This window comes from Paenisporosarcina quisquiliarum (assembly GCF_027563315.1).
GTDB lineage: Bacteria > Bacillota > Bacilli > Bacillales_A > Planococcaceae > Paenisporosarcina > Paenisporosarcina quisquiliarum.
In genome coordinates, this window is the sequence record NZ_JAMKBJ010000001.1 from 100,257 (window position 1) to 125,190 (window position 24,934).

The 24,934-nt window shown below is 39.9% G+C and carries 22 protein-coding genes; all 22 read left to right on the forward strand.

What is annotated here, in order from left to right:
• Window positions 1-456: 456 nt before the first annotated feature.
• The 22 genes from M9R32_RS00480 (at window position 457) to rny (ending at window position 24,797) form a co-directional block, all read left to right on the forward strand.
• Complete coding sequence (locus M9R32_RS00480) at window positions 457-726, forward strand: YlmC/YmxH family sporulation protein (RefSeq protein ID WP_269924781.1); 270 nt, start codon at window positions 457-459, stop codon at window positions 724-726.
• A gap of 38 nt (window positions 727-764) precedes the next feature.
• Window positions 765-1,523, forward strand: coding sequence for a hypothetical protein (locus M9R32_RS00485; RefSeq protein ID WP_269924782.1), 759 nt, complete (start codon window positions 765-767; stop codon window positions 1,521-1,523).
• 11 nt (window positions 1,524-1,534) lie between these two features.
• Window positions 1,535-2,128 carry a dipicolinate synthase subunit B gene (locus tag M9R32_RS00490; protein ID WP_269924783.1) on the forward strand — a complete coding sequence of 198 codons (594 nt, stop codon included), beginning with the start codon at window positions 1,535-1,537 and terminating at the stop codon, window positions 2,126-2,128.
• A gap of 78 nt (window positions 2,129-2,206) precedes the next feature.
• Complete coding sequence (locus M9R32_RS00495) at window positions 2,207-3,247, forward strand: aspartate-semialdehyde dehydrogenase (protein WP_269924784.1); 1,041 nt, start codon at window positions 2,207-2,209, stop codon at window positions 3,245-3,247.
• 14 nt (window positions 3,248-3,261) lie between these two features.
• Window positions 3,262-4,155, forward strand: coding sequence for a 4-hydroxy-tetrahydrodipicolinate synthase (dapA, locus tag M9R32_RS00500; RefSeq protein ID WP_269924785.1), 894 nt, complete (start codon window positions 3,262-3,264; stop codon window positions 4,153-4,155).
• 111 nt (window positions 4,156-4,266) lie between these two features.
• Window positions 4,267-5,934, forward strand: a complete 1,668-nt coding sequence (locus M9R32_RS00505; RefSeq protein WP_269924786.1) for a ribonuclease J — start codon at window positions 4,267-4,269, stop codon at window positions 5,932-5,934.
• Window positions 5,935-6,157: 223 nt separating this feature from the next.
• Window positions 6,158-8,407 carry an FtsK/SpoIIIE family DNA translocase gene (locus M9R32_RS00510; RefSeq protein WP_269925102.1) on the forward strand — a complete coding sequence of 750 codons (2,250 nt, stop codon included), beginning with the start codon at window positions 6,158-6,160 and terminating at the stop codon, window positions 8,405-8,407.
• A gap of 165 nt (window positions 8,408-8,572) precedes the next feature.
• Entirely contained in the window at window positions 8,573-9,301 is a 729-nt protein-coding gene (locus M9R32_RS00515; protein ID WP_269924787.1) for a GntR family transcriptional regulator, read from the forward strand.
• Window positions 9,302-9,350: 49 nt separating this feature from the next.
• Window positions 9,351-10,418 carry a BMP family lipoprotein gene (locus tag M9R32_RS00520; protein WP_269924788.1) on the forward strand — a complete coding sequence of 356 codons (1,068 nt, stop codon included), beginning with the start codon at window positions 9,351-9,353 and terminating at the stop codon, window positions 10,416-10,418.
• 151 nt (window positions 10,419-10,569) lie between these two features.
• Window positions 10,570-12,126, forward strand: coding sequence for an ABC transporter ATP-binding protein (locus M9R32_RS00525; protein WP_269924789.1), 1,557 nt, complete (start codon window positions 10,570-10,572; stop codon window positions 12,124-12,126).
• Window positions 12,119-13,165: an ABC transporter permease gene (locus M9R32_RS00530; RefSeq protein ID WP_269924790.1), complete on the forward strand. Its 1,047-nt coding sequence runs from the start codon at window positions 12,119-12,121 to the stop codon at window positions 13,163-13,165. The genes M9R32_RS00525 and M9R32_RS00530 overlap by 8 nt, the downstream gene beginning before the upstream one ends.
• A 1-nt stretch (window position 13,166) precedes the next feature.
• Complete coding sequence (locus tag M9R32_RS00535) at window positions 13,167-14,126, forward strand: ABC transporter permease (RefSeq protein ID WP_269924791.1); 960 nt, start codon at window positions 13,167-13,169, stop codon at window positions 14,124-14,126.
• Between the two features lie 247 nt (window positions 14,127-14,373).
• Entirely contained in the window at window positions 14,374-15,666 is a 1,293-nt protein-coding gene (yfmF, locus tag M9R32_RS00540) for an EF-P 5-aminopentanol modification-associated protein YfmF (protein WP_269924792.1), read from the forward strand.
• Window positions 15,647-16,951, forward strand: coding sequence for an EF-P 5-aminopentanol modification-associated protein YfmH (gene yfmH / locus M9R32_RS00545; protein WP_269924793.1), 1,305 nt, complete (start codon window positions 15,647-15,649; stop codon window positions 16,949-16,951). The genes yfmF and yfmH overlap by 20 nt, the downstream gene beginning before the upstream one ends.
• The gene (gene ymfI, locus M9R32_RS00550) at window positions 16,948-17,676 is read left to right on the forward strand and encodes an elongation factor P 5-aminopentanone reductase (protein ID WP_269924794.1); all 729 of its coding nucleotides are present in this window, start codon (window positions 16,948-16,950) and stop codon (window positions 17,674-17,676) included. Before yfmH ends, ymfI begins: the two co-directional genes overlap by 4 nt.
• A gap of 43 nt (window positions 17,677-17,719) precedes the next feature.
• The gene (locus M9R32_RS00555; RefSeq protein WP_269924795.1) at window positions 17,720-17,977 is read left to right on the forward strand and encodes a DUF3243 domain-containing protein; all 258 of its coding nucleotides are present in this window, start codon (window positions 17,720-17,722) and stop codon (window positions 17,975-17,977) included.
• Window positions 17,978-18,167: 190 nt separating this feature from the next.
• Window positions 18,168-18,965: a DUF3388 domain-containing protein gene (locus tag M9R32_RS00560; protein WP_269924796.1), complete on the forward strand. Its 798-nt coding sequence runs from the start codon at window positions 18,168-18,170 to the stop codon at window positions 18,963-18,965.
• A 16-nt stretch (window positions 18,966-18,981) separates the two neighbouring features.
• The gene (locus M9R32_RS00565; RefSeq protein ID WP_269924797.1) at window positions 18,982-19,869 is read left to right on the forward strand and encodes a helix-turn-helix domain-containing protein; all 888 of its coding nucleotides are present in this window, start codon (window positions 18,982-18,984) and stop codon (window positions 19,867-19,869) included.
• Between the two features lie 48 nt (window positions 19,870-19,917).
• The gene (pgsA, locus tag M9R32_RS00570) at window positions 19,918-20,496 is read left to right on the forward strand and encodes a CDP-diacylglycerol--glycerol-3-phosphate 3-phosphatidyltransferase (RefSeq protein WP_269924798.1); all 579 of its coding nucleotides are present in this window, start codon (window positions 19,918-19,920) and stop codon (window positions 20,494-20,496) included.
• A 14-nt stretch (window positions 20,497-20,510) separates the two neighbouring features.
• Window positions 20,511-21,752 carry a competence/damage-inducible protein A gene (locus M9R32_RS00575; RefSeq protein ID WP_269924799.1) on the forward strand — a complete coding sequence of 414 codons (1,242 nt, stop codon included), beginning with the start codon at window positions 20,511-20,513 and terminating at the stop codon, window positions 21,750-21,752.
• A 228-nt stretch (window positions 21,753-21,980) separates the two neighbouring features.
• Window positions 21,981-23,039 (forward strand): recombinase RecA, encoded by a 1,059-nt coding sequence (gene recA, locus M9R32_RS00580; protein ID WP_269924800.1) that lies wholly within the window; start codon window positions 21,981-21,983, stop codon window positions 23,037-23,039.
• Between the two features lie 198 nt (window positions 23,040-23,237).
• On the forward strand, window positions 23,238-24,797 hold the full coding sequence (gene rny, locus M9R32_RS00585; RefSeq protein ID WP_269924801.1) for a ribonuclease Y: 1,560 nt from the start codon (window positions 23,238-23,240) through the stop codon (window positions 24,795-24,797).
• Window positions 24,798-24,934: the final 137 nt, after the last annotated feature.

The window sequence follows — 24,934 nt, forward strand, 5'->3', positions numbered from 1 at the left end:
GAGGCGGCGACTTCAGCGGGAACAGCATGAGCTGAAGGCCCCGGAGTCACGTAGTGACGAGGAGACTAAAGCCATGCCCGCGAAACGCGTCCGCCGCAACGGAAATCAACATTTTCGTGCATTTGCACTTTTTCAAGAGTATGCAGTGTATTAACTCATTATATTGGTTCTCTAAAGTCTGAAAGACAATCCTTTGCGATTGTCTTTTTTTGTTCAAATTAGAAGGAGTATTCGGAGCTCTAAAAAGATGTTTTATAGCGATTGGACAGAAGTGGGAGTTGAATGGACAAAAAGGGCATGCGACTGGATAAAAAATGATTCTACCTGGACGAAAACCGTTGATGATTGGACAAAAGGTTTTTGGCATCTAGCTAAATCGGCGCAATACACTTTTCTATGAACATGTGATTCTTTCTTTGCATATATTTAAGGAGATGAACATGGAGGAGGAGTCATATGTTGCTATCAGAATTGGCGGTGAAAGAATTAATTCAAGTAGAAGATGGTAAACGGTTTGGAATACTTGCTGATACTGAATTGCTCTTTGAACCAACAAGTGGAAAAATCATTGGATTTCTCATACTAAAAGAGCAAGGTAGTCGGCCATTTAAATCGAAATCAACTCATCAAAATGTCTACATTGCTTGGGAAGATATTGTCCTTATCGGTGAACATCGAATACTCTTTACAAAGACGTCTCATTTGCATGCGGAACAAACCATATGACCCAACGAAAGTGGTGTGTCATTGGGACTGATCCTCGCATGGAAAAACTTGCAGCGCTATTAAAAAACATCGATGAGCAAGTGTTATACATTCCAACCAAAGCATGGAGTTATCAAGTGGAACGAGATTTGCTGGCGTTTCAACCAGAAATCATGGTTTTTCCTATTCAGCCACTTGAAATTGTAACCGATTCAATCGGAATGGAATTTTTTCAAAGCGTTAAAAAATGCTTCATCGGAAAATTATCTCCAGAGTGGACACGCTTTTTTGAAGCGAGTGAACTGAATACCGAAGCTTACCTTGAAAATGAGCAATTTATTTGGTTGAATGCAAAGTTAACGGCGGAAGGATTTATTGCTGCCTATTATCTAGAAGAACACGAAACCGTGGCAGGCAAACAATTTATGATTTCAGGTTTTGGTCGTGTAGCGAAGTTGCTGGCGACTCAGCTAAAACGAATGGATGCACATCCGTTGATAGTGGTACGCTCACCAGTCCAGTTAGCTGAAGCTCAAGCGATGGGGTATGAGGTAAGAAAATTAGAAAAAGGAATTTCGTGTAATCAAGCAATATTCATCAACACAATTCCTGCAAAATGGTTAACCGATGATTATCAGTCGTTATTAAAAACCAGCAAACGGTTTTATGATATTGCTTCCGCCCCAGGTTGTTTAGAGTTGGAAGGCGATTATTCTGAATGCTACCGACTTTATACGTCTTTGCCAGGGCAGTTTCTAAAAGAAGACGCTTCTAAGATTTTATTTCAATGTTTGACAGAATCAGCAAAAGATTTATAAGGAGGAACGGTGTGCTAACAGGTAAACGAATAGGTTTCGGTATAACAGCATCACATTGTACGTATGAAGAAGTGGTGCCGAAAATCAATTATTTAAGAGAACAGGGTGCAGTGGTTGTACCTGTCGTTTCACATTCCGTGCTAGTGGCTGCCACTCGCTTTGGAACTGGAGATGAATGGGTAAGAAAAATAGAGGAAGCTGCTGGAGCAAAAGTAATTTCCACTATAGCCGATGCGGAACCTCTAGGACCAAAAGCACCACTTGATTGCATGGTGATTGCGCCGATAACGGGTAATTCAATCAGTCGTTTAGCAAATGCGATAACGGATTCACCAGTTCTGATGGCTGCCAAAGCAACCATGCGGATCGGTCGACCAGTCGTTCTTGGTATCTCGACCAATGATGCACTTGGATTAAATGGGGTAAACGTCATGAGATTATTAAACTCCAAACACATTTACTTCATTCCTTTCGGTCAGGATGATCCATTGAAAAAACCAAACTCCCTCATCTCCGATTTCAATCTGATTTTACCAACGATTGTCAAAGCTCTTGAACACCAACAACTTCAACCCCTATTAATCCAACACGGTCAATCGGATTAATTTTCATGCACATTCACGCAAGATTATGATACAATACCGTCATTATGACTAATTAGTTGGCTAGAGGGAGTGAGTGTCATGGCAAAAAGCTATACCGTAGCTGTTGTCGGTGCAACCGGTGCAGTCGGAGAAAAAATGATGGAACAGCTCGAAAAACGAAATTTTCCTATTCAACATATAAAATTCCTTGCTTCCAAGCGTTCAGCAGGGAAAAACATTGAGTTTAAAGGGCAATCTTATCTTGTAGAAGAAGCTACTCCTGAAGCATTTGATGGTGTAGATATCGCATTATTCAGCGCAGGAGGCTCAGTTTCTAAGTTACTTGCGCCAGAAGCCGCGAAACGTGGGGCTGTCGTAATTGACAACACAAGTGCATTTCGAATGGATAAAGACATTCCACTTGTTGTACCGGAAGTAAACCGTCAAGATCTGAAATCACACAACGGCATCATCGCGAATCCAAACTGTTCAACGATTCAAATGGTTTGTGCATTGCAACCAATTAAAGAAGCGTTTGGATTGAACAAAGTAATCGTATCCACTTATCAAGCTGTTTCAGGTGCTGGCGCTGTTGCCATAAATGAGTTAGAAGCACAAAGTGCCACTTTTGGTGACACAAAAAATGCAGTCGCTCAAGTATTGCCAGTTAAGAGTGCAGAGACACATTATCCAATCGCCTTCAATGCCATTCCGCAAATTGATATGTTTGATGATAATGGCTTTACTTTGGAAGAAATGAAAATGATTAATGAAACGAAGAAAATCATGCACACCCCGGACCTATCGGTTGCTGCAACGTGTGTACGATTGCCGGTAGTTTCCGGCCATTCTGAATCAGTTTTCATTGAAGTGGATAAAGAAGGCGTAAGCGTTACGGAACTCCGCTCGATTTTAGAAGCAGCACAAGGGATTGAAGTTCTTGATAACCCCGCAAAACAACAGTATCCTATGCCTTTATATGCTGAAGGGCAAGATGCAGTATTCGTTGGCCGCATAAGAAAAGATCTATCCAATGATAAAGGGTTCCATATGTGGATTGTTGCAGATAATTTATTAAAAGGTGCAGCACTGAACTCGATTCAAATAGCAGAAGCAATGATTGAAGACGGAATTATTTAAAAGGGGAGATTCAAATGAATATCGGTCGCGTATCTACTGCGATGGTCACGCCATTTTTGCCAGATGGCTCTATACATTTTGAAATGGTCGCAAAACTTATCGAACATTTAATCGCAACTGGAACTGATTCAATTGTGGTCTGTGGAACTACCGGGGAATCCCCAACACTGACGAATCAGGAAAAAGCTGATTTAATTAGATTTACTGTAGAATCTGTCAATAACCGAATTCCTGTATACGCAGGCACAGGTAGTAATAGCACGAAAGCATCGATTGAATTGACTAAACTAGCAGAACAGGCAGGAGTCGACGGGATTATGCTCGTAACTCCGTATTACAATAAGCCTGATCAGCGTGGAATGTACGAACATTTCAAAACAATTGCCAATGAAACAAAGTTGCCTGTGCTTCTTTACAATATCCCAGGTCGTTCAGTAGTGAACATGCTGCCTGAAACGGTTCTGAAACTAAGTAAGATCCCTAACATTCAAGCAATCAAAGAAGCTGGCGGAAATTTGGAGCAAATGTCTGATATTATTTCCGAATGCCAGGCTGATTTTGCAGTGTACAGCGGAGATGATGGATTAACGTTGCCATTGCTTTCAATCGGTGGGGCAGGGGTAGTATCTGTGGCATCCCATATTGTAGGAGAAGATATGCAAAAATTAATTCGTGCCTTTGAAGAAGGCAGACACACAGATGCAGCGGAAATTCACCATGCGATGTTACCACTCATTCGTGCACTTTTTGCAAAACCGAATCCAGTGCCAGTGAAATATGCTTTAACTAAACTTGGTTTAGATGTGGGATCTGTTCGCCTGCCACTTGTTGATATGACAGATGAAGAGAAGCAGGATTTCGATCAAGCATGGGCCAAATATGAAGGAAAAAGAAAAAGTTTTAAATAAATTTTGAAAGGTCAGTGTTCAACTGACCTTTTTTTGTTTGTACTGTTGTCATACGTCCCGTATAATGATTACTAGTGGATGTTGATCGGGTAATTTTTAGGAGGAAAGCAAGTGACTAAAACAATAAATGAAACCATCCGTATTATTCCCCTTGGTGGAGTTGGGGAAATCGGAAAAGCAATGTATGTAGTAGAAATTGATGAAGAAATCTTTGTAGTAGACAGTGGACTTATGTTCCCTGAAGATGAAATGCTTGGAATAGATATTGTCATTCCAGATGTGACGTACTTAGAAGAAAACAAAGCGCGAGTAAAAGGGATCTTTTTAACACACGGACACGAAGATGCAATCGGATCCATTTCTTACTTGTTAAATAAGATTCATGCTCCAGTTTACGGTTCTCGTTTGACGATTGCTTTAGCTAAAGAGCATTTGAAAGAACTGCCGGCTGCACAACCAGTTAAATTCTTTGAAGTGACAAATAAAAGTCGTATGAACTTCAAATCGACTCATGTCACGTTTTTCCATACAACACATAGTATTCCCGATTCTTTAGGGATTGTATTCCATACATCTGAAGGTGCCATTGTGCATACTGGCGAATTTAAATTCGACCAATCTGCAAAAGGAAGCTATCGTCCGGATATTGCTAAAATGGCTGGACTTGGTGAAGAAGGCGTCTTTATTTTAATGTCTGATTCAACTGAAGCGGAAAGACCTGGTTATACTACATCCGAATCAGTGATTGAAGAACAACTTTCGGAAACATTCCACGGAGCAAAAGGCCGTATTCTCGTTTCCTTGTATTCTTCCAACTTTATTCGTATCCAACAAGTGTTTGACACAGCGATTGAGTCAAAACGCAAAGTAGCGGTAGTGGGTAAAACTTTGGAAAACGTCTTTGAGGTAGGTAAGCGTCTTGAATATTTGAAAATTGATGAAGAGACGTTAATTTCAATCAAAGAAATTGGGAATTATGCTGATGATGAAGTGGTCATTATCGTTTCAGGTAACCAAGGGGAACCTCTAGAGGCTCTTGAAAAGATGGTTAGAAAACATCATAAAGATGTGAAAATCAAAGATACTGACACTGTATTAATTACGTTCACACCATCACCTGGTATGGAAGTAGCGATGTTCAAAACAATGAATCACTTAGCGAAAACTGGTGCAAGAGTGTTAACAGCCAGTAAAAAAGTGCATGTTTCCGGACATGGTAGTCAAGAAGATTTGAAAATGATGCTTAACTTAATGAAACCTAAATTCTTTATCCCGATTCAAGGGGAGTACCGTATGTTGATGGCGCACTCGAAACTTGCCCAGTCTACTGGTTTGGCCAAGTCCCAAATCTTTATTGCAGACAAAGGGGATATCGTCGAATATAAAGCCGGTAAAATGCGTATGAGCGGTCGTGTACAAGCTGGTAATGTGTTAATAGACGGAATTGGTGTGGGTGACGTAGGGAACATTGTATTGCGTGACCGGAAACTTCTTTCACAAGATGGTATTTTTATCGTAGTCGTTACTTTAAACCGTGCACAAAAGAAAATCGCATCTGGTCCTGAAATCTTATCCCGTGGATTTGTCTATGTACGTGAGTCTGAACAACTTATGGATGAGTCAGCTGAGCTTGTAAAGAAAATTGTTGAGAAATATGTCAGCAAAGAAACGTTTGAATGGACAAACATTAAACAAGAAATTCGTGATACCTTAAATTCGTACTTATACCAAAAAACGAAAAGACGTCCGATGATCATCCCGATTATTATGGAATATTAAGGTGTAAAAGCGGAAGGATTTCCTCGCCATATGAAGCGGCAGGAAATCCTTTTTCTTTCACAAAAGATGAAAGCGAATTCAAGCCTCTCAGAGGGAAATAAAGAAATATTAATCTACATAAAATCGCTTTTCACTAATTAACTGACCAAAGTAGGTGAACGAAGTGACAAGAAGAAAGAAAAAAGTTGTAAAAAAGAAAAAGCCCACACCGATACATCCACTCATGTATGAAATAGCTGGCTTATTATTAATTGGACTCGGCATCATCACCTTTTTCGAATTAGGCGCTGTTGGATTCAGTCTGTCTTCCATTGCCCGCTTCTTCTTTGGGAATTGGCATTTCGCAGTTCCATTATTGTGTATTGTGATTGCCTTGATGATGATGATTAAGCGAGCAGTTCCAGGTATGAATAATCGGATTGTAATGGGACTATTAAGTATTTTAGCCAGCTTGACATTATTCAGTCATCTCGCTCTTTTTGAACAATTGTTTCAAGGTGGAGCGCTGATAAGTGATTCTGTTCTCCGTGAGACATGGCGAATATTGATTGAAAGTGAAGGAATTGTTAATCGTGATCAATCATTAGGCGGGGGGATGATGGGCGCATTTCTTTTCGCCACATTCCATGTTTTATTTGATTCAGGCGGAGCGACCATTGCGGCATGGCTGTTAGTCATGATTGGGTTTATTCTGTTATCTGGAAAAGCACTTGTTCCTTTTTTAGCTACCCAAGCACCTCTATGGAGAGACAGATGGCTGGTCTCGAGAGAACAAAAGAAAAAGACAAAAGCTACCACCCCGAGAGTGCAACGACGAAGTGACAAGCGTAAAAATGTTGAAAGTTTGCCTCCAGCCGCTCAAGACCTGGAAGTTGCAACCACTCTCCGTGAACCTGAAGTGGAAACCGTTCATACATCTCCAATTATTTCAGCTTTTACGGAACGGGCAGAGAAAGTCGTTGAAATAGCTCCGGTGCCGGAAATTGAACAAAACGAAGAATTGAATGAAAAGGTTTTTGATGCAGTTTCTGAAGCGGTAATGGAAAACAAAGATTATCAACTGCCTGCAGCTTCTTTATTGAATTCTCCACCTCATAGTGACCAAAGTGGTGAATATTCAATCATTCAAGCCAATGCAAAAAAACTCGAGCAAACGTTTAGTAGCTTTGGAGTTAAAGCACGTGTGACACAAGTGCACCTTGGCCCTGCAGTCACCAAATATGAAGTATTGCCTGATACGGGAGTGAAAGTAAGTAAAATTGTCAGTCTCAGTGATGACTTGGCATTGGCGCTCGCAGCTCGAGATATTCGAATTGAAGCCCCAATCCCTGGCAAATCGGCAATAGGTATTGAAGTTCCAAATCAGGAAGTAGCCATTGTAAGTTTACGAGAAGTGCTGGAAGCCAAAGAAAACAATAAACCGGATGCGAAATTGATGATCGGTCTAGGTCGTGATATTACCGGTCAAGCAGTTCTTGCGGAGTTAAACAAGATGCCCCATTTACTCGTTGCCGGTTCGACGGGAAGCGGGAAAAGTGTCTGTATTAACGGAATTATTGTCAGTATCATTATGCGTGCGAAACCACATGAAGTGAAAATGATGATGATTGACCCAAAAATGGTGGAATTAAATGTTTATAATGGAATCCCTCATTTGTTAGCACCTGTTGTAACAGATCCACGAAAAGCATCTCAGGCACTTAAAAAAGTCGTGTCGGAAATGGAACGTCGTTATGATCTGTTTTCTCATACAGGAACTCGAAATATTGAAGGCTATAACGATCATATTCGTAAGTGGAATGAAGAGAATGAAGAGAAGCATCCACAATTGCCTTATATTGTCGTCATAGTAGACGAATTGGCTGATTTAATGATGGTAGCTTCCAATGACGTCGAAGATTCAATTACACGACTTGCCCAAATGGCTCGTGCTGCCGGAATTCATTTAATTATTGCTACTCAACGTCCAAGTGTCGATGTTATTACAGGGGTTATTAAAGCGAATATCCCTTCCCGTATTGCGTTCGCTGTATCTTCTTCCATCGATTCACGTACCATTTTAGATATGGGTGGCGCTGAGAAACTACTAGGCCGAGGTGACATGCTATTTTTAGCAGCTGGCGCATCGAAACCTGTTCGTGTGCAAGGCGCATTTTTATCGGACCAGGAAGTAGAAAAAGTAGTTGATTTCGCAATTGCTCAGCAAAAAGCACAATATCAGGAAGAAATGATTCCAACGGAAATTGAAGAAGTGTCGGTTGATGAACAAACGGACGATTTGTATGATGAAGCCGTACAACTGGTGACCGATATGCAAACTGCTTCAGTTTCTTTATTGCAAAGAAGATTCCGCATCGGCTATTCCAGAGCTGCACGAATTATTGATCAAATGGAAATGCGCGGTGTAGTTGGAGCATATGAAGGAAGTAAGCCACGTCAGGTACTTCAAGCAAAGCATGAAGATAATCTTTAAGCTTTAATATGACAAAAGCATTACAAATAAATTAAAAATTTTACGAAACTTTTAGTTATTACCCAAAAATCTATTTATTTAAACAAATAAAAGTGGTATAGTATGTCTGATTAGTAGGAAAGTTTTACATCAGATGTCTGATCTCTGCTGTTGGTGGTGATATGTATGACAATAAAAACAGATCATCGTCATTTGTATCTTCAAGTGATCGATCGTCTCAAAGACGATATTGCAAAAGGCGTGTTTCAGGAGAAGGAAAAACTTCCTTCAGAATTTGAACTCGCCAAATCACTTGGAGTCAGTCGTGCTACACTTCGTGAAGCACTTAGACTGTTGGAAGAAGAAAATGTCATCGTCAGACGACATGGTGTTGGTACATTTGTGAACCCAAAACCTGTATTCACTTCGGGGATTGAACATTTAGCAAGTGTATCTTCCATGATTCGTAAGGCGGGTATGGAACCGGGAACTATTTATTTAAGTTCTTCGGAATCGCATCCGTCTGAGGAAGATATAAAACGCTTTCATTGCGAAGAGGACGAGTCTATCATTATGATCGAACGTGTAAGAACAGCGAATGGTGAACCGGTTGTATATTGTGTGGACAAAGTTCCTACAAAATATTTGCCCTCAGATTTTTTGAGCAGGCAAGAAGGTTCGATATTTACTGCAATTGAAGAATCCGGTCAAATCCGCGTTTCTTATGCAGTTGCTTTTATCGATCCAACTGGTTACCACGAAGTGGCATCACCGATTTTAGAGTGTGAACCTGAAACGGCGTTACTAGTTCTGAAACAGCTACATTATAATGAAGACGATCAAGTAGTGTTATATTCAAAAAACTATTTTAGAGCTGACAAATTCAGTTTCCATGTAGTGCGTAAACGGGTGTAAAACACCAAACTTCCTGCTAATATGAAAAAACATTTTGGGGGGTCTCAAGTTGACAAAGCGTAAATTTGGTCTAGCTTTATCGATGGTTTTAGCTGCTAGTACAATTCTAGGAGCTTGTGGTACAGACAAAGAAGAGAAAAATGGTAACGGTTCTGCTGGAGAAAAAGAAGCAATTGATTTCTCAGTAGCAATGGTAACTGACGTTGGTGGAGTAGACGACAAATCTTTCAACCAATCTGCTTGGGAAGGTCTACAAGCATTTGGTAAAGAAAATGGTCTTACAAAAGGCGAGGGTGGCTTTGATTACTTACAATCAGCATCTGACGCTGACTACAACACTAACTTAAATAACTTAATTCGCCGTGACTTTGATTTAGTATTCGGAATTGGATTCTTAATGCAAGCTGCTGTAGATGAAATCGCATCTCAAAAACCTGATAATCATCTTGCTATTATTGACGCAGTTGTAGAACAACCAAATGTTGCTTCAGTACTGTTTAAAGAGCAAGAAGGTTCTTACCTTGCAGGTGTTGCTGCTGCATTAATGACTAAATCGAAAAAAATCGGTTTCGTTGGCGGTATGGATATCCCTGTAATCGAGCGTTTTGAAGCTGGATTCCTTGAAGGCGTTAAAGCTGTAGATCCAAGTATCAAAGTTGATGTTCAGTACACTGGTGCATTTGACAAAGCTGAACTTGGTAAAACAACAGCTAACCGTATGTACTCTTCAGGCGTAGATATTATTTTCCACGCTGCTGGTGGTACTGGTAATGGTGTATTTGCAGAAGCTAAAGAATTGAAAACTAAAGATCCAGATGCTTACGTTTGGGTAATTGGTGTTGACTCTGACCAATATGAAGAAGGTGCTGTTGGCGATACGAACGTTACTTTAACTTCTATGTTAAAACGCGTTGACGTTGCTGTACAAAACATCTCTAAATTGGCTGCAGAAGACAAATTCCCAGGTGGCGAAACTACTGTATACGGTTTAGCTGAAGAAGGTGTTGGCTTAGCGGATTCTCGTGGAGCGATTCCGGACGATGTTATGGCTCAAATCGATGAATATGCTAAGAAAATCGCTGATGGCGAAGTAACAGTTCCTGAAACTGTTGAGTAATTAAACACTTTAATAAGTCATCATAAAGACCGGAAATCCGGTCTTTATGATGTTTTTATTGCCCTTAATAAGTTAATAGATGAAAGGTTTTATAGATAAAGCCTTTCCTGTGTTAATTTACATTTAAAAAGTGCCTAAGGGAGTGAATAGATTGGAACATGTTATTGAAATGCTGAATATCCGTAAAGAGTTCGGAAATTTCGTTGCTAACGACAACATTACCCTTCAACTTAAACAAGGCGAAATTCATGCCCTTCTCGGTGAGAACGGTGCAGGGAAATCGACGTTGATGAACGTACTCTTTGGTCTTTACCAGCCAGAGGGTGGAGAAATCCGTGTTCGTGGTCAGGAAGTCAAGATTACGGATCCAAATGTTGCGAATAATCTTGGAATCGGGATGGTTCACCAACATTTCATGTTAGTTGAAGATTTTTCTGTTACAGAAAATATTATTTTAGGTAGTGAGCCAACTTCAGTCGGAATGATTTCGGTGAAAACAGCTGCAAAAAAAGTACAAGAACTATCTGAACTTTATGGATTAGACGTAGACCCTTATGCAAAAATAGAAGATATTTCAGTAGGAATGCAACAACGTGTAGAAATTTTGAAAACATTATATCGTGGTGCTGAAATTTTAATTTTTGATGAGCCAACTGCTTCCTTAACGCCTCAAGAGATTACTGAATTAATTCAAATTATGCGTCGTTTAATTGAAGAAGGAAAATCCATCATCTTAATTACTCACAAATTAAAAGAAATTATGGATGTTTCCGACCGTGTGACGGTAATTCGTAAAGGACAAGGAATCGGTACAGTTGTAACTGCGGAGACAAATCCAAATGAACTGGCTTCATTAATGGTCGGACGTCAAGTGGAATTCAAAACTGTCAAAGGAGCTGCTAACCCAACGACAGATGTTCTTGACGTGAAAGATTTAGTAGTCACTGATTACCGTGGAATAGAAAAAGTAAGAGGTCTTAACTTAAATGTCCGTAGAGGTGAAATTGTCGGAATTGCCGGTATTGACGGAAATGGGCAGTCAGAACTGATTGAGGCCATCACAGGTTTGCGAAAAGTAAAAAGTGGTCAAGTCTTTATAAATGGTCAAGATATTACGGGCAAACGCCCACGCAAGATTACAGAATCAGGCGTAGGTCACATTCCTCAAGATCGTCATAAGCATGGTCTTGTACTTGATTTCCCTATTGGACATAACATTGCGTTGCAAACATACTATACAGGCCCTATTTCAAAAAATGGTTTTATGAATTATTCAACCATTTCGAAAAAAGCAAACGAAATCATTCAAAAATACGATGTACGTACTCAAGGTGATCATGAACCAGCACGTGCTTTATCAGGCGGTAATCAACAAAAAGCAATTATTGGTCGTGAAATTGATCGGGATCCAGATTTACTGATTGCAGCTCTGCCTACTCGTGGATTGGATGTAGGTGCGATTGAATTTATTCACCAACGTTTAATTGAACAACGCGACAAAGGAAAAGCGGTCTTGTTAATTTCATTTGAATTAGATGAAGTCATGAACGTTTCTGACCGTATCGCAGTAATCTATGATGGTCAGATCGTGGATACTTTGGATCCTCTTCAAACCAACGAACAAGAACTTGGATTGTTAATGGCGGGTCAAACCAAAAAAGGCGCTATGACAAATCAAGCGGAAGGGGAGGGCAGCTCTCATGTCTAATCGTTTAGTAAATATTCTTGTCCCTGTTATTTCCGTAATTTTGGGATTAATTGTTGGGGCAATTGTTATGTTAGTCAGTGGATATGATCCAGTGGCTGGTTATGCTGCATTATGGAACGGTATTTTTGGTGATGTTTATACAATTGGCGAAACCATCAGACAAATTACTCCATACATTTTAGCTGGTTTAGCGGTTGCATTTGCATTCCGTACAGGCCTATTCAATATTGGTGTTGAGGGACAGTTAATTGTTGGCTGGTTCGCAGCAGCATATGTTGGTGTTGCCTTTGACTTTCCGAAGTACATCCATTTGCCACTTGCATTAATTGCTGCAGCTGGTGCAGGAGCGCTATGGGGCTTCATTCCTGGTCTCCTGAAAGCTCGCTTTAAAGTGCATGAAGTAATTGTCACAATTATGATGAACTATATCGCTCTTCATACTACAAATGCTTTAATCAAAACGTTTTCTGATGGTGGAGATAATACGGGACCAATTAATCCTTCTGCATCACTTCGTTCGGAATTCCTTGAGAACATGACGGATTTCTCTCGTCTTCATTACGGTATTCTTATTGCACTTGCAATGGTTTTTGTGATGTGGTTGATTTTAGAGAAAACAACGCGCGGATTTGAATTGAAAGCAGTAGGTTTAAACCACAATGCTTCAGAATATTCGGGTATGAACGTCAATAAAAATATCATTCTAGCAATGGTCATTTCTGGTGCTTTTGCAGGTTTAGGCGGAGCGATGGAAGCACTTGGTACGTTTGAGTACGCTTCTGTAAAAGGTGGCTTTACTGGGATCGGTTTTGATGGGATTGCGGTCGCACTACTTGGTGCTAATACGCCACTTGGGGTTATCTTCGGGGCAGCATTATTTGGATCTTTAAAATATGGTGCATTGAATATGCCAAACGAAGCTGGCATTCCTACAGAAATCGTATCTATTGTCATTGCAATTATCATTTTCTTCGTAGCATCAGGCTACGTCATTCGATTATTTGTTGAACGCTTCAGCAAGAAAAAGGAGGCGAAGTAACATGAGTTTCTTGGAAGTATTATATTTTCTAGTTCCTGCCGCAATTGCTTATGCAGCGCCTCTAATATTAACGGCGATCGGAGGGGTATTCTCTGAGCGTTCGGGTGTAGTTAACATCGGTTTGGAAGGTCTCATGGTTATGGGTGCTTTCATCGGTATATTATTCAACTTAACTTTTGTCAATGTATTCGGAGCTGGTACTGAGTGGATGGCACTGCTTGCGGCTATGGTTGTCGCTGCATTATTTTCACTACTTCATGCCGTGGCTTCTGTATCATTTCGTGCGGACCAGGTTGTATCGGGTGTAGCGATTAACTTATTGGCTGTGGCGTTATGTTTGTTCCTTGTAAAAATGATTTACGGAAAAGGTCAAACTGACTTCGTTCAAGAACGTTTCTTACGCACAGACTTTCCTATATTAGAAAAAATCCCATTTTTCGGTCCTTTGTTTTTCCAGAATTTCTATTGGACTTCAACATTAGCAATCGGTATAGCTGTTCTTGCATGGATTGTTTTATATTACACTCCATTCGGTCTGCGTCTTCGTGCTGTTGGTGAACATCCAATGGCGGCTGATACAATGGGGATCAATGTAACACGTATGCGTTATATCGCTGTCATGATCTCTGGTGGTTTAGCAGGTATCGGTGGAGCAATTTATTCACAATCAATTTCATTAGACTTCAGTCACTCTACAATTAATGGTCAAGGATTTATGGCTTTGGCTGCGATGATTTTTGGTAAATGGCATCCACTTGGCGCGATGGGAGCAGCTCTGTTCTTCGGATTTGCTCAAGCGTTGAGTATTGTCGGTGGCTCATTGCCAGTAATCAGTGAAATCCCAAGTGTATTCTTGCTAATTTTACCTTATGTATTAACAATCCTAGCTTTAGCAGGATTTATTGGTAAAGCAAATGCACCAAAAGCATTGGGTACACCTTATATTAAAGGGAAACGATAAGGTTGATTATGGAAGGATCAGGCATTATGCCTGGTCCTTTTTTAATAGCTAAAATTTAGAAAATCCCAGCCTTTGAATGAAAGACATGATATGAGAAAAAGACATTCGTATTAGTTGTTAATGCACCATATCTATCCGAAGTTGCATTTTAAACTGTTATTTTATACACCCTATTTGCAATCATTTACCAGCACCATGTATAGTGAAAGATATGGTATGGCATATTAATGAAATAGGAGGGATTTCGATGTTTCAAACAATCGAGTTACAACAAGGCATCCATCTACATATTCGGCCAACGGATCAATTTAAAACTGTAAACTTTTCATTCAAATTTAAACAAAAATTAAGTAATCAAGCTGCTTCAGAGCGTTCTGTACTTGCCAATGTATTGTTGCACAGCAATGAACTTTTTCCTTCCAACCCGGCATTCCGAAGTCATTTGGATGAACTTTACGGGACGATCATGTACTTGGATTCAAGCAAAAAAGGCAGTGATCATTCAATCACTTTGCTTGCTGAATCAGTAAATGATCAATATTTAACTACTGGCGGGGTTTTGGACCAGGTTATTAATCTGATGCAAACGATTCTTTTCCGTCCAAATTTGGAGCAGGGGACATTTAAAGAATCCATTGTAAAACGCGAAAAAGATTCTGTCATTCAGCGTATTGAATCGATATACGATGATAAAACCCGATTTGCCCAGCAAAGATTAGTTGAATTAATGCGTCCGGACCACCCGGCTTCCATTGGCGCGAATGGGACGATAAAAGATGTTTCGGCGATTACCAAGGAATCATTATTTAATGCCTACAAAAAAATGCTTGAAGAAGATGAATTGGATATTTATGTTGTAGGTGACGTGGATGTAGAAGAAATGACAGCCAAGTTGAAAGAAGCATTTCCTTTCAAGGCACGTGCCAAAAAACAAAAGAATATTCATGAGAATATCGAACATCCGACCTCACAGAAAAATAACGTCAGCGAGCAACAAGAAATGAAACAAGGGAAATTGCATATTGGTTATAATACGCCGATTACCTTTACACATCCTGACTTCCCTAAAATGCAAATTACGAACGGCATTTTTGGTGGCTATCCACATGCGAAATTGTTCCTGAATGTACGTGAAAAAGAAAGCATGGCTTATTATGTATCAAGTTCGTTCTCTTCAGCCTATGGCTTATTATTTGTTTTGGCAGGAATTGATGCGAGTAAACAAGAAAAAGCAGTACGATTGATTGACGAACAGTTGGAAGCAATGAAAAATGGGGAGATTTCAAAAAATGAAATCGACCAAACCGTTGCCATGCTGAAGAATCAATTAAAAGAAGCACTTGATTCTGCTAGAGGACAAATTGAAATTTACGACCAATACAAAGACCTTGATGAGAAATTCTCAGTTGACTCATGGGTCGAGAAGTGGACATCAGTCACAAAAGATGACATTCAGGAAATGGCGAAATCAATAAATAAAGAACTTGTTTATTTCTTGTCCGGAAAGGAGGAGCTTTCTCATGAAGGAGCTTCACTTTAAACAATTGGATGAAAAGATGTTCCATGAAAAGATGGATAATGGATTAGAAGTGTACATCTTGCCTAAAAAAGGCTTTTCCAAAACATTTGTTACTTTTACGACTAAATATGGGGCAATTGATCGTACGTTTGTGCCATTGGGTGATTCTGAATCGGTCACAGTACCAGACGGAATTGCACATTTCCTAGAACATAAAATGTTTGAGAAAGAAGATGGCGACGTTTTCCAAAAGTTTAGTGGATATGGTGCGTCTGCGAATGCATTCACTTCTTTTACTCGTACTGCCTATTTATTCTCCTCAACCGATCACCTGTATGAGAACACAGAAACACTTTTGAATTTCGTTCAGGAGCCATACTTCACACAGGCAACGGTAGAAAAAGAAAAAGGGATTATCGGACAGGAAATCACCATGTATGATGATCAACCGGATTGGCGTTTGTATTTCGGAGCTATCGAAAATATGTATAAAGACCATCCCGTAAAAATCGATATTGCAGGAACAATTGAATCGATTGATAAAATCACGGCTGAGCATTTGTATACTTGTTATGAGACATTCTACCATCCTTCAAACATGTTATTGTTTGTTGTTGGCGCAGTGAACCCAGAAGATATGATGAAGTATATCCGAGAGAATCAATCTAAAAAAGAATTTGCCGAACCACAACCTATTCAACGTGAATTCCCGGAAGAACCGTTGGAAGTGGCAAAACATGAAAACAAATTGTTTATGGACGTTCAAAAACCAAAAGTTTATGTAGGATTGAAAGCAAAAGAAACATCACTTCAAGGTGAAGAGATGATGAAACATGAACTGGCAATTCAATTAGCATTGGAATTAATCTTTGGCCGATCCTCGGACTTCTATGTGGAAGCTTATGAAAAAGGCTGGATTGATGAATCGTATGCTTTTGATTTCACGTTAGAAAAAGGTTATGGATTTGCTTTAATTGGATCCGATACTTCAATGCCAAAAGAGTTAATTGATTCCATTAAAAAAGAACTGAAAAAGGTCGAGGAAAAATGGCCTTTTGGTCAAAGTGATTTAGATCGAGTTCGCAAGAAAAAAATTGGCTATTTCCTTCGCGCCTTAAATTCGGTGGAATTTATAGCAAACCAATTTACTCGTTATGCCTTTAATGAAATGGATTTATTCGATGCAGTTCCTGTCCTTGAGAAAATGACCGTCGAAGATTTGCAAAAAGCTTTCAAATCCATCGAAGGTGAGGAACAGCAAACGGTATTTTCTGTTCTTCCTAAGAAAGAACAAACAGTATCATGAGTAAATTTGCCTGCATTTTTGGGGCATCAGGTGAAATAGGGGAAGCTATAGCACACGATATGTCGAAACAGGGCTGGAGTTTGTATTTGCATTACAATGAAAACAAACAGACTGTTAATCGTTTAACTGCCCATTTGCAAAAACTTTATCCAAACCAAGAATTTCATGTCGTTCAAGCTAATCTTGCTGACAACAATGATTTTCATCAAATAGCTGCGCAGCTATTTGAAGTTCAAACGATTATTTTTGCATCTGGTCAATCTTTGTATAAATTACTGGAAGATACCTCACCCAATGAAATGGAAATGGTTTGGCGAACACATGTGCAAGCACCGATGTCAATCATCGGTCAGCTTGCTTCTAAGTTAAGACGTCACGAGCGTTCCTATATCATTTTTATAGGGTCCATATGGGGTGAAACAGGCGCAGCTGGAGAAACAGTTTATTCGGCTGTCAAAGGTGCTCAACATGCTTTCGTAAAAGCATATGCCAAGGAGTCAGGACCATCTGGGATTAGAGTTAATGCAATCGCTCCTGGTATCATAGACACCAAAATGAATGATTCTTTCGATTTTAATGAAAGAAAGGCTTTAGAAGAGGAAATTCCACTTCAGACGATTGGGAAACCTCAAGACGTTGCAAACCTGGTGTCATTTTTATCGAGTGGAAATGCCGACTATATTACAGGACAAGTTCTCAGTGTGAATGGCGGTTGGTACATATAATTTCTCTATTTGCACATACTGTTTGTGAAAAGGAGGAATGGACATGGCCTTACTTGAAAATTGGCAGAAATGGACACACTTTCTTGGTGCAAATGTAATGAATGCCGAAGCTACTGGAATGTCTAAAAAAGCCATTCAATCAACAGCTTATGAAATCGGCGATTACTTAGCCAAAAATGTGGATCCGAAGAATGAACAAGAACGTGTTTTGTCGGATTTATGGTCAGTTGCTTCAGAAGATGAACAACATGCTTTGGCAAACATGGTCGTCAAATTAGTTCAACAAAAAACTGTGCAGTAAAAGAAAAGAAGGACATTGTTCCTTCTTTTCTTTTTTCCTTTTCTTACGTACATAAATCAGCTATGATAGAACCTAGAGTAGTTTGAAAGCGTCATCTAATGAGAATGATTGGTTAAGGTGTCGCATTTAGAGTTTTTTTGTAAAAAAAGACTTGCTCCTTCAATAAGATAGGCGGAAAGGTCGTTACATTATGCGCGAATGGTATTTTGAATATGAAATACAAATAAACCGTCCAGGATTGCTTGGGGACATTGCTTCTTTACTCGGTATGTTGCGTGTTAACATTGTCACTATTAACGGTGTGGATCAGGGTAGACGAGGAATGTTACTTCGTGCAGAAAATGATGAGCAGCTTGAACGTTTTGAATTAATTGTCTCAACGATGGAAACGATTCAGGTTACAAAGTTCCGCGAACCAAAATTGCGAGACATTTTAGCAGTCAGACACGGGCGTTACATACAAAGAGATGCGGATGATCGCAAAACATTCCGATTCGTGCGGGATGAATTAGGTCTTCTCGTCGATTTCATGGCAGAATTGTTTAAGCAAGAAGGACATAAATTAATTGGGATTCGTGGAATGCCTCGAGTAGGAAAAACCGAATCAGTTGTTGCTGCTAGCGTCAGTGCGAACAAAAAGTGGGTGTTTTTATCTTCGACCATGATTAAGCAGACCGTTCGCAGCCAATTGGCAGGAGACGAATTCAGTGATAACAATATTTTTATCCTCGATGGAATTGTGACGAGACAGTCTACAGATGAACGACATTTACAATTGGTGCGTGAGATGATGCGACTTCCGTCGATTAAAGTAGTAGAACATCCTGATATGTTCATTCAGCAATCGGATTATACGATTGAAGACTTTGATTACATTATTGAATTGCGACACGAACCAGATGAAGAAATAACATATGAAATGATGGAAAAAAACCAGATGATGTCTGAACGAGGAAACTTGGAAGGCTTCGGAGGGTTTAATTTTTAACAGGCAGGTGTTTTAGTTGACTGAATTAGGAACTCGTCTTAAAGAGGCGAGAACGGCAAAAGGATATAGTTTAGACGACTTGCAGGAAATGACGAAAATTCAAAAACGTTATCTGGCCGGTATCGAAGAAGGCAACTACAGCATGATGCCCGGTCCGTTTTATGTTCGCGCATTTATTAAGCAATATGCTGATGCAGTCGGATTGAATTCAGATGAATTACTAGAGTCATATAAGCAAGAAGTACCTTCTTCGATGAACGAGGAAGTGCGTCAAACAATGACGTCTGTACCTACACGACGCAGACCGATTGGTAGATCGACAAACAATATAAGTGAAATTTTCCCGATGATTCTAGTAGCACTGTTCATCATCATCGGAATCGTGATTTTTTGGTTTTTCTATCAAAATTTAGCGAATAACAATGACCCTGCAGAATCGGCTGTTGAGGACGAGGTATCATACGAAGAACCTAATGATAACGTTGCAACAGATGTGAGCGAAGAAGATCCTGCAGAAGAAGAAGAAGAAACACAGGTAGAAGAAGAGCCTGAAGAAACAGTGGTCGAGCCTGAACCAACTCAAAAGATTGAGATGGGTGCAATTAATGGAGAAACAACGAATTATACGCTTTCGGGAACAGATACATTTTTAGTTAAAATTGTGGCACGTGGCAGAGCTTGGGTTGGGGTTAAAAATCCATCCGGAGTAGAAATGCTTGGTCGTGAATTATCTGTGGGTGAAACGGTTAACCTAGATTTAAGTGATCTTGCATCAGCACGTATACGAGTAGGTGCTGCTTCGCAAATTGATGTATTTGTTAATGATGAAAAAGTGGAGTATGGAATTGCGCCAGCAGATAAAGTTACTCAAAATATGATGATTCAATTTTCAAAACAGCAATAGTCATCTCTAACAAGATGGCTATTTTCTTTGAATCGAGAGGAGACAGAAATGAATATACCTAATCAAATTACAGTTTCAAGAATCATCATGATCCCTATATTTGTTGTTTTCATGTTAGTTGATTTTGGCTGGGGAGATGTTACTTTCTTAGGTGCAACATTACCAATAGAACATTTAATCGGAGCAATTATTTTTATTTTTGCATCTGTAACTGACTTTATTGATGGATATTATGCACGTAAACACAACTTAGTAACAAATATGGGCAAGTTCCTGGATCCACTTGCTGATAAATTGTTAGTCTCTGCAGCATTGATTATCCTAGTAGACCTTGAATTTGCACCGGCTTGGATTGTTATTTTAATCATCAGTCGTGAATTTGCTGTAACTGGACTACGTTTAATACTAGCTGACGAAGGAGAAGTTGTGGCTGCGAAGCAATTGGGGAAAATCAAGATGTGGACACAAATTGTCGCAATTTCGGCATTACTCCTTCATAATATTATTTTTGAAATGTTCTCCATTCCATTCGCTTCCATTATGTTGTACGTATCATTGTTCTTTACGGTTTGGTCAGGTTGGGATTATTTCTATGCAAACCGTCGTGTGTTGCTTGATTCAAAATAGGGGCGTGAATGAACATGAATGCTGAAATTATTGCAGTTGGATCAGAATTATTGCTCGGACAGATTACAAATACAAATGCGCGTTACATTTCAAGCCAATTAGCGGAACTTGGTGTCAATGTTTATTATCATACGGTAGTTGGTGATAATTCTGAACGCTTACGACAAGCAATTGAACTTGCGGAATCTCGGGCGGATTTGATTGTCTTTTCCGGGGGCCTTGGTCCGACCAAAGATGACTTGACGAAAGAAACGATTGCCAGACATATTGGAACGGAACTTGTTATGGACGAGACTGCATTGACTTCTATAGAAGCATTTTTTCAACGTATTAACCGTCCGATGACTGAAAATAACAAGAAGCAGGCTCTTGTATTGGATGGTTGCCAAGTCCTGGCCAACCATCATGGCATGGCTCCCGGGATGTTTTATTCTAATGGTAAGCATGTGTATATTCTTCTTCCGGGACCTCCAAAAGAGATGGAACCTATGTTTCAACTGGAAGCTAAACCCGTATTGGCAAGATGGTTAAATCAAGGTGAAGTAATTATCTCTCATGTCCTTCGCTTTTATGGAATTGGTGAAGCAGAACTTGAGACACAAATTATGGACTTATTAGAAGCTCAGTCAAATCCGACGATTGCTCCCTTGGCATCCGATGGTGAAGTCACTTTACGGATTACTGCCAAAACTTCTTCTGAAGAAGAAGCTTGGGGTCTCATCCAACAAACTGAAAAGGAATTACTTTCTCGTGTAGGAAACTATTTATATGGCTACAATGATGATTCACTTGCTTCCAGTACAAGTAGTCTATTAATAGACAAAGGATTGACGATTGCGGCAGCTGAGAGTTTGACGGCTGGACTATTTCAATCCGAGCTTGCAGCCATCCCTGGGGTTAGTCAGACATTAGTTGGTGGGGTTGTTACTTACACAGCAGAGTCTAAAATTAATCAACTTGGTGTCTCCAAGGATATTATTGATCAATACGGAGTTGTGAGTGCGGAATGTGCCACTGCAATGGCTAGCAGAGTGAAAGCGATGTTCAAGACCGATATCGGAGTGGCTTTGACTGGTGCAGCAGGACCAGAACCGCATGATAACCAGCCGGCGGGTACTGTCTGGATTGCAATCATAATGCCGAACGATGATGTGGTGACGCATGAATTACATTTGAGTGATATGCGAAATACCAACCGCTTGAGAGCAGTGAAACGTACATTCCATTATCTGATTCAATTGCTATCAAACAATTAAGCATCATAATAGATTTTCAAAGGAGCATTCTTTATTATAAAGATGCTTCTTTTTTATAGTATTATTGATGGAATTGAAACCACATATGATAACGGGTGATTGTGTCATAAACAAGAGTTTGAAAAATAAACCGAATAAACGTTCGCTTTTTTCTTGTATATTTCTCATAAACCAAGTATAGTAGAGACAGAGGTTAAATTAGCGTTTAAATTAAAGGAGGAACCATTCTTGAGCGATCGTAAAGCAGCGTTAGACATGGCGTTAAAACAAATTGAGAAACAATTCGGCAAAGGTTCTATTATGAAACTTGGCGAAAAAACGGATCGTGAAGTCTTGACTACTTCCAGTGGTTCTCTTGCACTTGACGTGGCACTTGGTGTAGGTGGCTATCCACGAGGTCGTATCATTGAAATATATGGCCCTGAAAGTTCAGGTAAAACAACGGTTGCTCTTCATGCTATTGCAGAAGCACAAGCAGCTGGTGGACAAGCAGCATTTATTGATGCAGAACATGCGCTTGATCCCATTTATGCTCAAAATTTAGGTGTAAATATAGATGAATTATTATTATCACAACCAGATACAGGTGAACAAGCTTTAGAAATTTGTGAAGCACTTGTACGAAGCGGTGCAGTTGATATTGTTGTTATTGACTCAGTTGCTGCACTTGTACCTAAGGCCGAGATTGAAGGCGATATGGGTGATTCTCACGTTGGTCTTCAAGCACGATTGATGTCTCAGGCTTTGCGTAAATTGTCTGGCGCAATCAGCAAGTCTAAAACGACTGCAATCTTCATTAACCAAATTCGTGAAAAAGTCGGCGTTATGTTCGGTAACCCTGAAGTTACACCTGGTGGTCGTGCACTTAAGTTCTATAGTTCCGTGCGTTTGGAAGTACGTCGTGCAGAAGCTATTAAATCAGGTAACGATTTCATGGGGAACAAAACAAAAATTAAAGTTGTTAAAAACAAAGTAGCACCTCCATTCCGTACAGCTGAAGTTGATGTCATGTATGGACAAGGAATTTCCCGTGAAGGTGAAATCGTTGATTTAGGCGTTGAAATGGATATTGTGAACAAAAGTGGTTCTTGGTATGCCTACAATGATGATCGCTTAGGTCAAGGTCGTGAAAATGCAAAACAATTCCTTAAAGACAACCCATCTACACGTAATGAGATTGCTCAGAAAATCCGTGCAGCATACGGCATGATGGCGACAGCCTATACGATTGCGGCTCACGATGAAGAAGAAGATGAAGAGTTTGAGTTATTACTAGACGAAAAATAAGATTTAAGTAGTAGCCTGCCGTAAATTTCGGCAGGCTATTTCCTTTAAGGACGCTCGTGAATCCTTGACAGAGTATTTTTACATCTATACAATTAAACTTGTATAATCTCTTAAATGAAACCATTTGGCAGTATTGTGGATTTTTCCATATATGAGCCGACTGAACATGAAAACGAAATAGCAAGAGGAGGTGTTCAAATGATTGAAACAGTACTCATCTCCGCTTTGCTTGGTCTTTTCGTCGGTGCCGTTGTTAGCTATTTTTTAATTAAAAATGTGAACGATTCAAAAGTGACTGGTGCGAAGCAGTCTGCGGTCCTTATCGTAGACGAAGCGAAGCGAGAAGCGGAAGCTCTTAAAAAAGAAGCATTACTAGAAGCAAAAGATGAAACTCACAAATTGAGATCTGAAGCAGAATCTGACATCCGTGAACGCCGAGCTGAACTGCAAAAACAGGAAAATCGGTACTTGCAAAGAGAAGAAAACCTTGACCGTAAGGATGATGCTCTTAACAAAAGAGAAGCGGGTCTAGAGCGTAAAGATGACGCTCTGACTGAGAGACAACAGCATATCGAACAGATGGAAAGCAGAGTGGCAGAACTAGTTGCCAAACAACAAACAGAACTTGAACGCATTTCTGCACTAACACGTGAAGAAGCGAAAGGCATCATTCTACAGCAAGTAGAAAATGAATTAGCGACTGACATCGCAGTAATGACGAAAGAGTCTGAAACGCGTGCAAAAGAAGAGTCGGATAAGAAAGCTCGTGAAATCTTGTCATTAGCTCTTCAACGTTTTGCAGCAGACCATGTAGCAGAAACAACTGTATCAGTCGTGAACTTACCAAACGATGAAATGAAAGGCCGCATCATTGGACGAGAAGGACGAAATATTCGAACTCTCGAAACATTGACAGGAATCGATTTAATCATTGATGATACACCTGAAGCTGTCATACTTTCTGGTTTTGATCCGATCCGTCGTGAAACAGCTCGCCTCGCACTTGAAAAATTAGTGCAGGATGGACGTATTCACCCGGCACGCATTGAAGAAATGGTTGAAAAATCGAGACGTGAAGTCGATGAACAAATTCGTGAAATTGGTGAACAAACGACATTTGATGTTGGTATTCATAATTTACATCCTGATTTAATTAAAATCATGGGTCGTATGCGTTACCGCACGAGTTATGGTCAGAACGTCTTGAAGCACTCGAAAGAAGTGGCGTTTTTAGCTGGATTGTTGGCAGCTGAACTTGGCGAAGATGTAACTCTTGCACGCCGTGCAGGTCTACTACATGATATCGGGAAAGCTATCGACCACGAAGTGGAAGGTAGTCACGTTGAAATTGGTGTGGAACTTGCAACGAAATATAAAGAACATCCAGTCGTCATCAATAGTATCGCTTCCCATCATGGGGATACAGAAGCAACATCTGTCATTGCGGTATTAGTAGCGGCAGCCGATGCACTGTCAGCTGCACGTCCTGGTGCACGTAGTGAGACGTTAGAAAATTACATTCGTCGTCTTGAGAAACTGGAAGAGATTTCAGAATCATATGATGGTGTAGAGAAATCATTTGCCATTCAGGCAGGTCGTGAAATTCGTATTATGGTTCGTCCAGAACAAATTGATGATATAACAGCTCATCGTTTGGCACGTGACATACGTAAACGAATTGAAGAAGAACTGGATTATCCAGGACATATTAAAGTAACGGTCATCCGAGAAACTCGTGCCGTTGAATACGCGAAATAAGTAAAAAGGGCTTCAATTTGAAGCCTTTTTTTACTTTTTAAGAGCGTATAAGTTTTTTTAGGATACTCATGCTTTAAAGATAGGCTATATCTAGTCATAAGCGTTAACTCGAACCAAAACTCTGGTTAGAGAAATTT

Coding starts and splice junctions, on each gene's coding strand:
- M9R32_RS00480 (WP_269924781.1), top strand. CDS start 457: ATGTTGCTATCAGAATTGGCGGTGAAAGAATTAATTCAAGTAGAAGAT.
- M9R32_RS00485 (WP_269924782.1), top strand. CDS start 765: ATGGAAAAACTTGCAGCGCTATTAAAAAACATCGATGAGCAAGTGTTA.
- M9R32_RS00495 (WP_269924784.1), top strand. CDS start 2,207: ATGGCAAAAAGCTATACCGTAGCTGTTGTCGGTGCAACCGGTGCAGTC.
- dapA (WP_269924785.1), top strand. CDS start 3,262: ATGAATATCGGTCGCGTATCTACTGCGATGGTCACGCCATTTTTGCCA.
- M9R32_RS00510 (WP_269925102.1), top strand. CDS start 6,158: ATGTATGAAATAGCTGGCTTATTATTAATTGGACTCGGCATCATCACC.
- M9R32_RS00515 (WP_269924787.1), top strand. CDS start 8,573: ATGACAATAAAAACAGATCATCGTCATTTGTATCTTCAAGTGATCGAT.
- M9R32_RS00530 (WP_269924790.1), top strand. CDS start 12,119: ATGTCTAATCGTTTAGTAAATATTCTTGTCCCTGTTATTTCCGTAATT.
- M9R32_RS00535 (WP_269924791.1), top strand. CDS start 13,167: ATGAGTTTCTTGGAAGTATTATATTTTCTAGTTCCTGCCGCAATTGCT.
- yfmF (WP_269924792.1), top strand. CDS start 14,374: ATGTTTCAAACAATCGAGTTACAACAAGGCATCCATCTACATATTCGG.
- yfmH (WP_269924793.1), top strand. CDS start 15,647: ATGAAGGAGCTTCACTTTAAACAATTGGATGAAAAGATGTTCCATGAA.
- ymfI (WP_269924794.1), top strand. CDS start 16,948: ATGAGTAAATTTGCCTGCATTTTTGGGGCATCAGGTGAAATAGGGGAA.
- M9R32_RS00555 (WP_269924795.1), top strand. CDS start 17,720: ATGGCCTTACTTGAAAATTGGCAGAAATGGACACACTTTCTTGGTGCA.
- M9R32_RS00560 (WP_269924796.1), top strand. CDS start 18,168: ATGCGCGAATGGTATTTTGAATATGAAATACAAATAAACCGTCCAGGA.
- pgsA (WP_269924798.1), top strand. CDS start 19,918: ATGAATATACCTAATCAAATTACAGTTTCAAGAATCATCATGATCCCT.
- M9R32_RS00575 (WP_269924799.1), top strand. CDS start 20,511: ATGAATGCTGAAATTATTGCAGTTGGATCAGAATTATTGCTCGGACAG.
- rny (WP_269924801.1), top strand. CDS start 23,238: ATGATTGAAACAGTACTCATCTCCGCTTTGCTTGGTCTTTTCGTCGGT.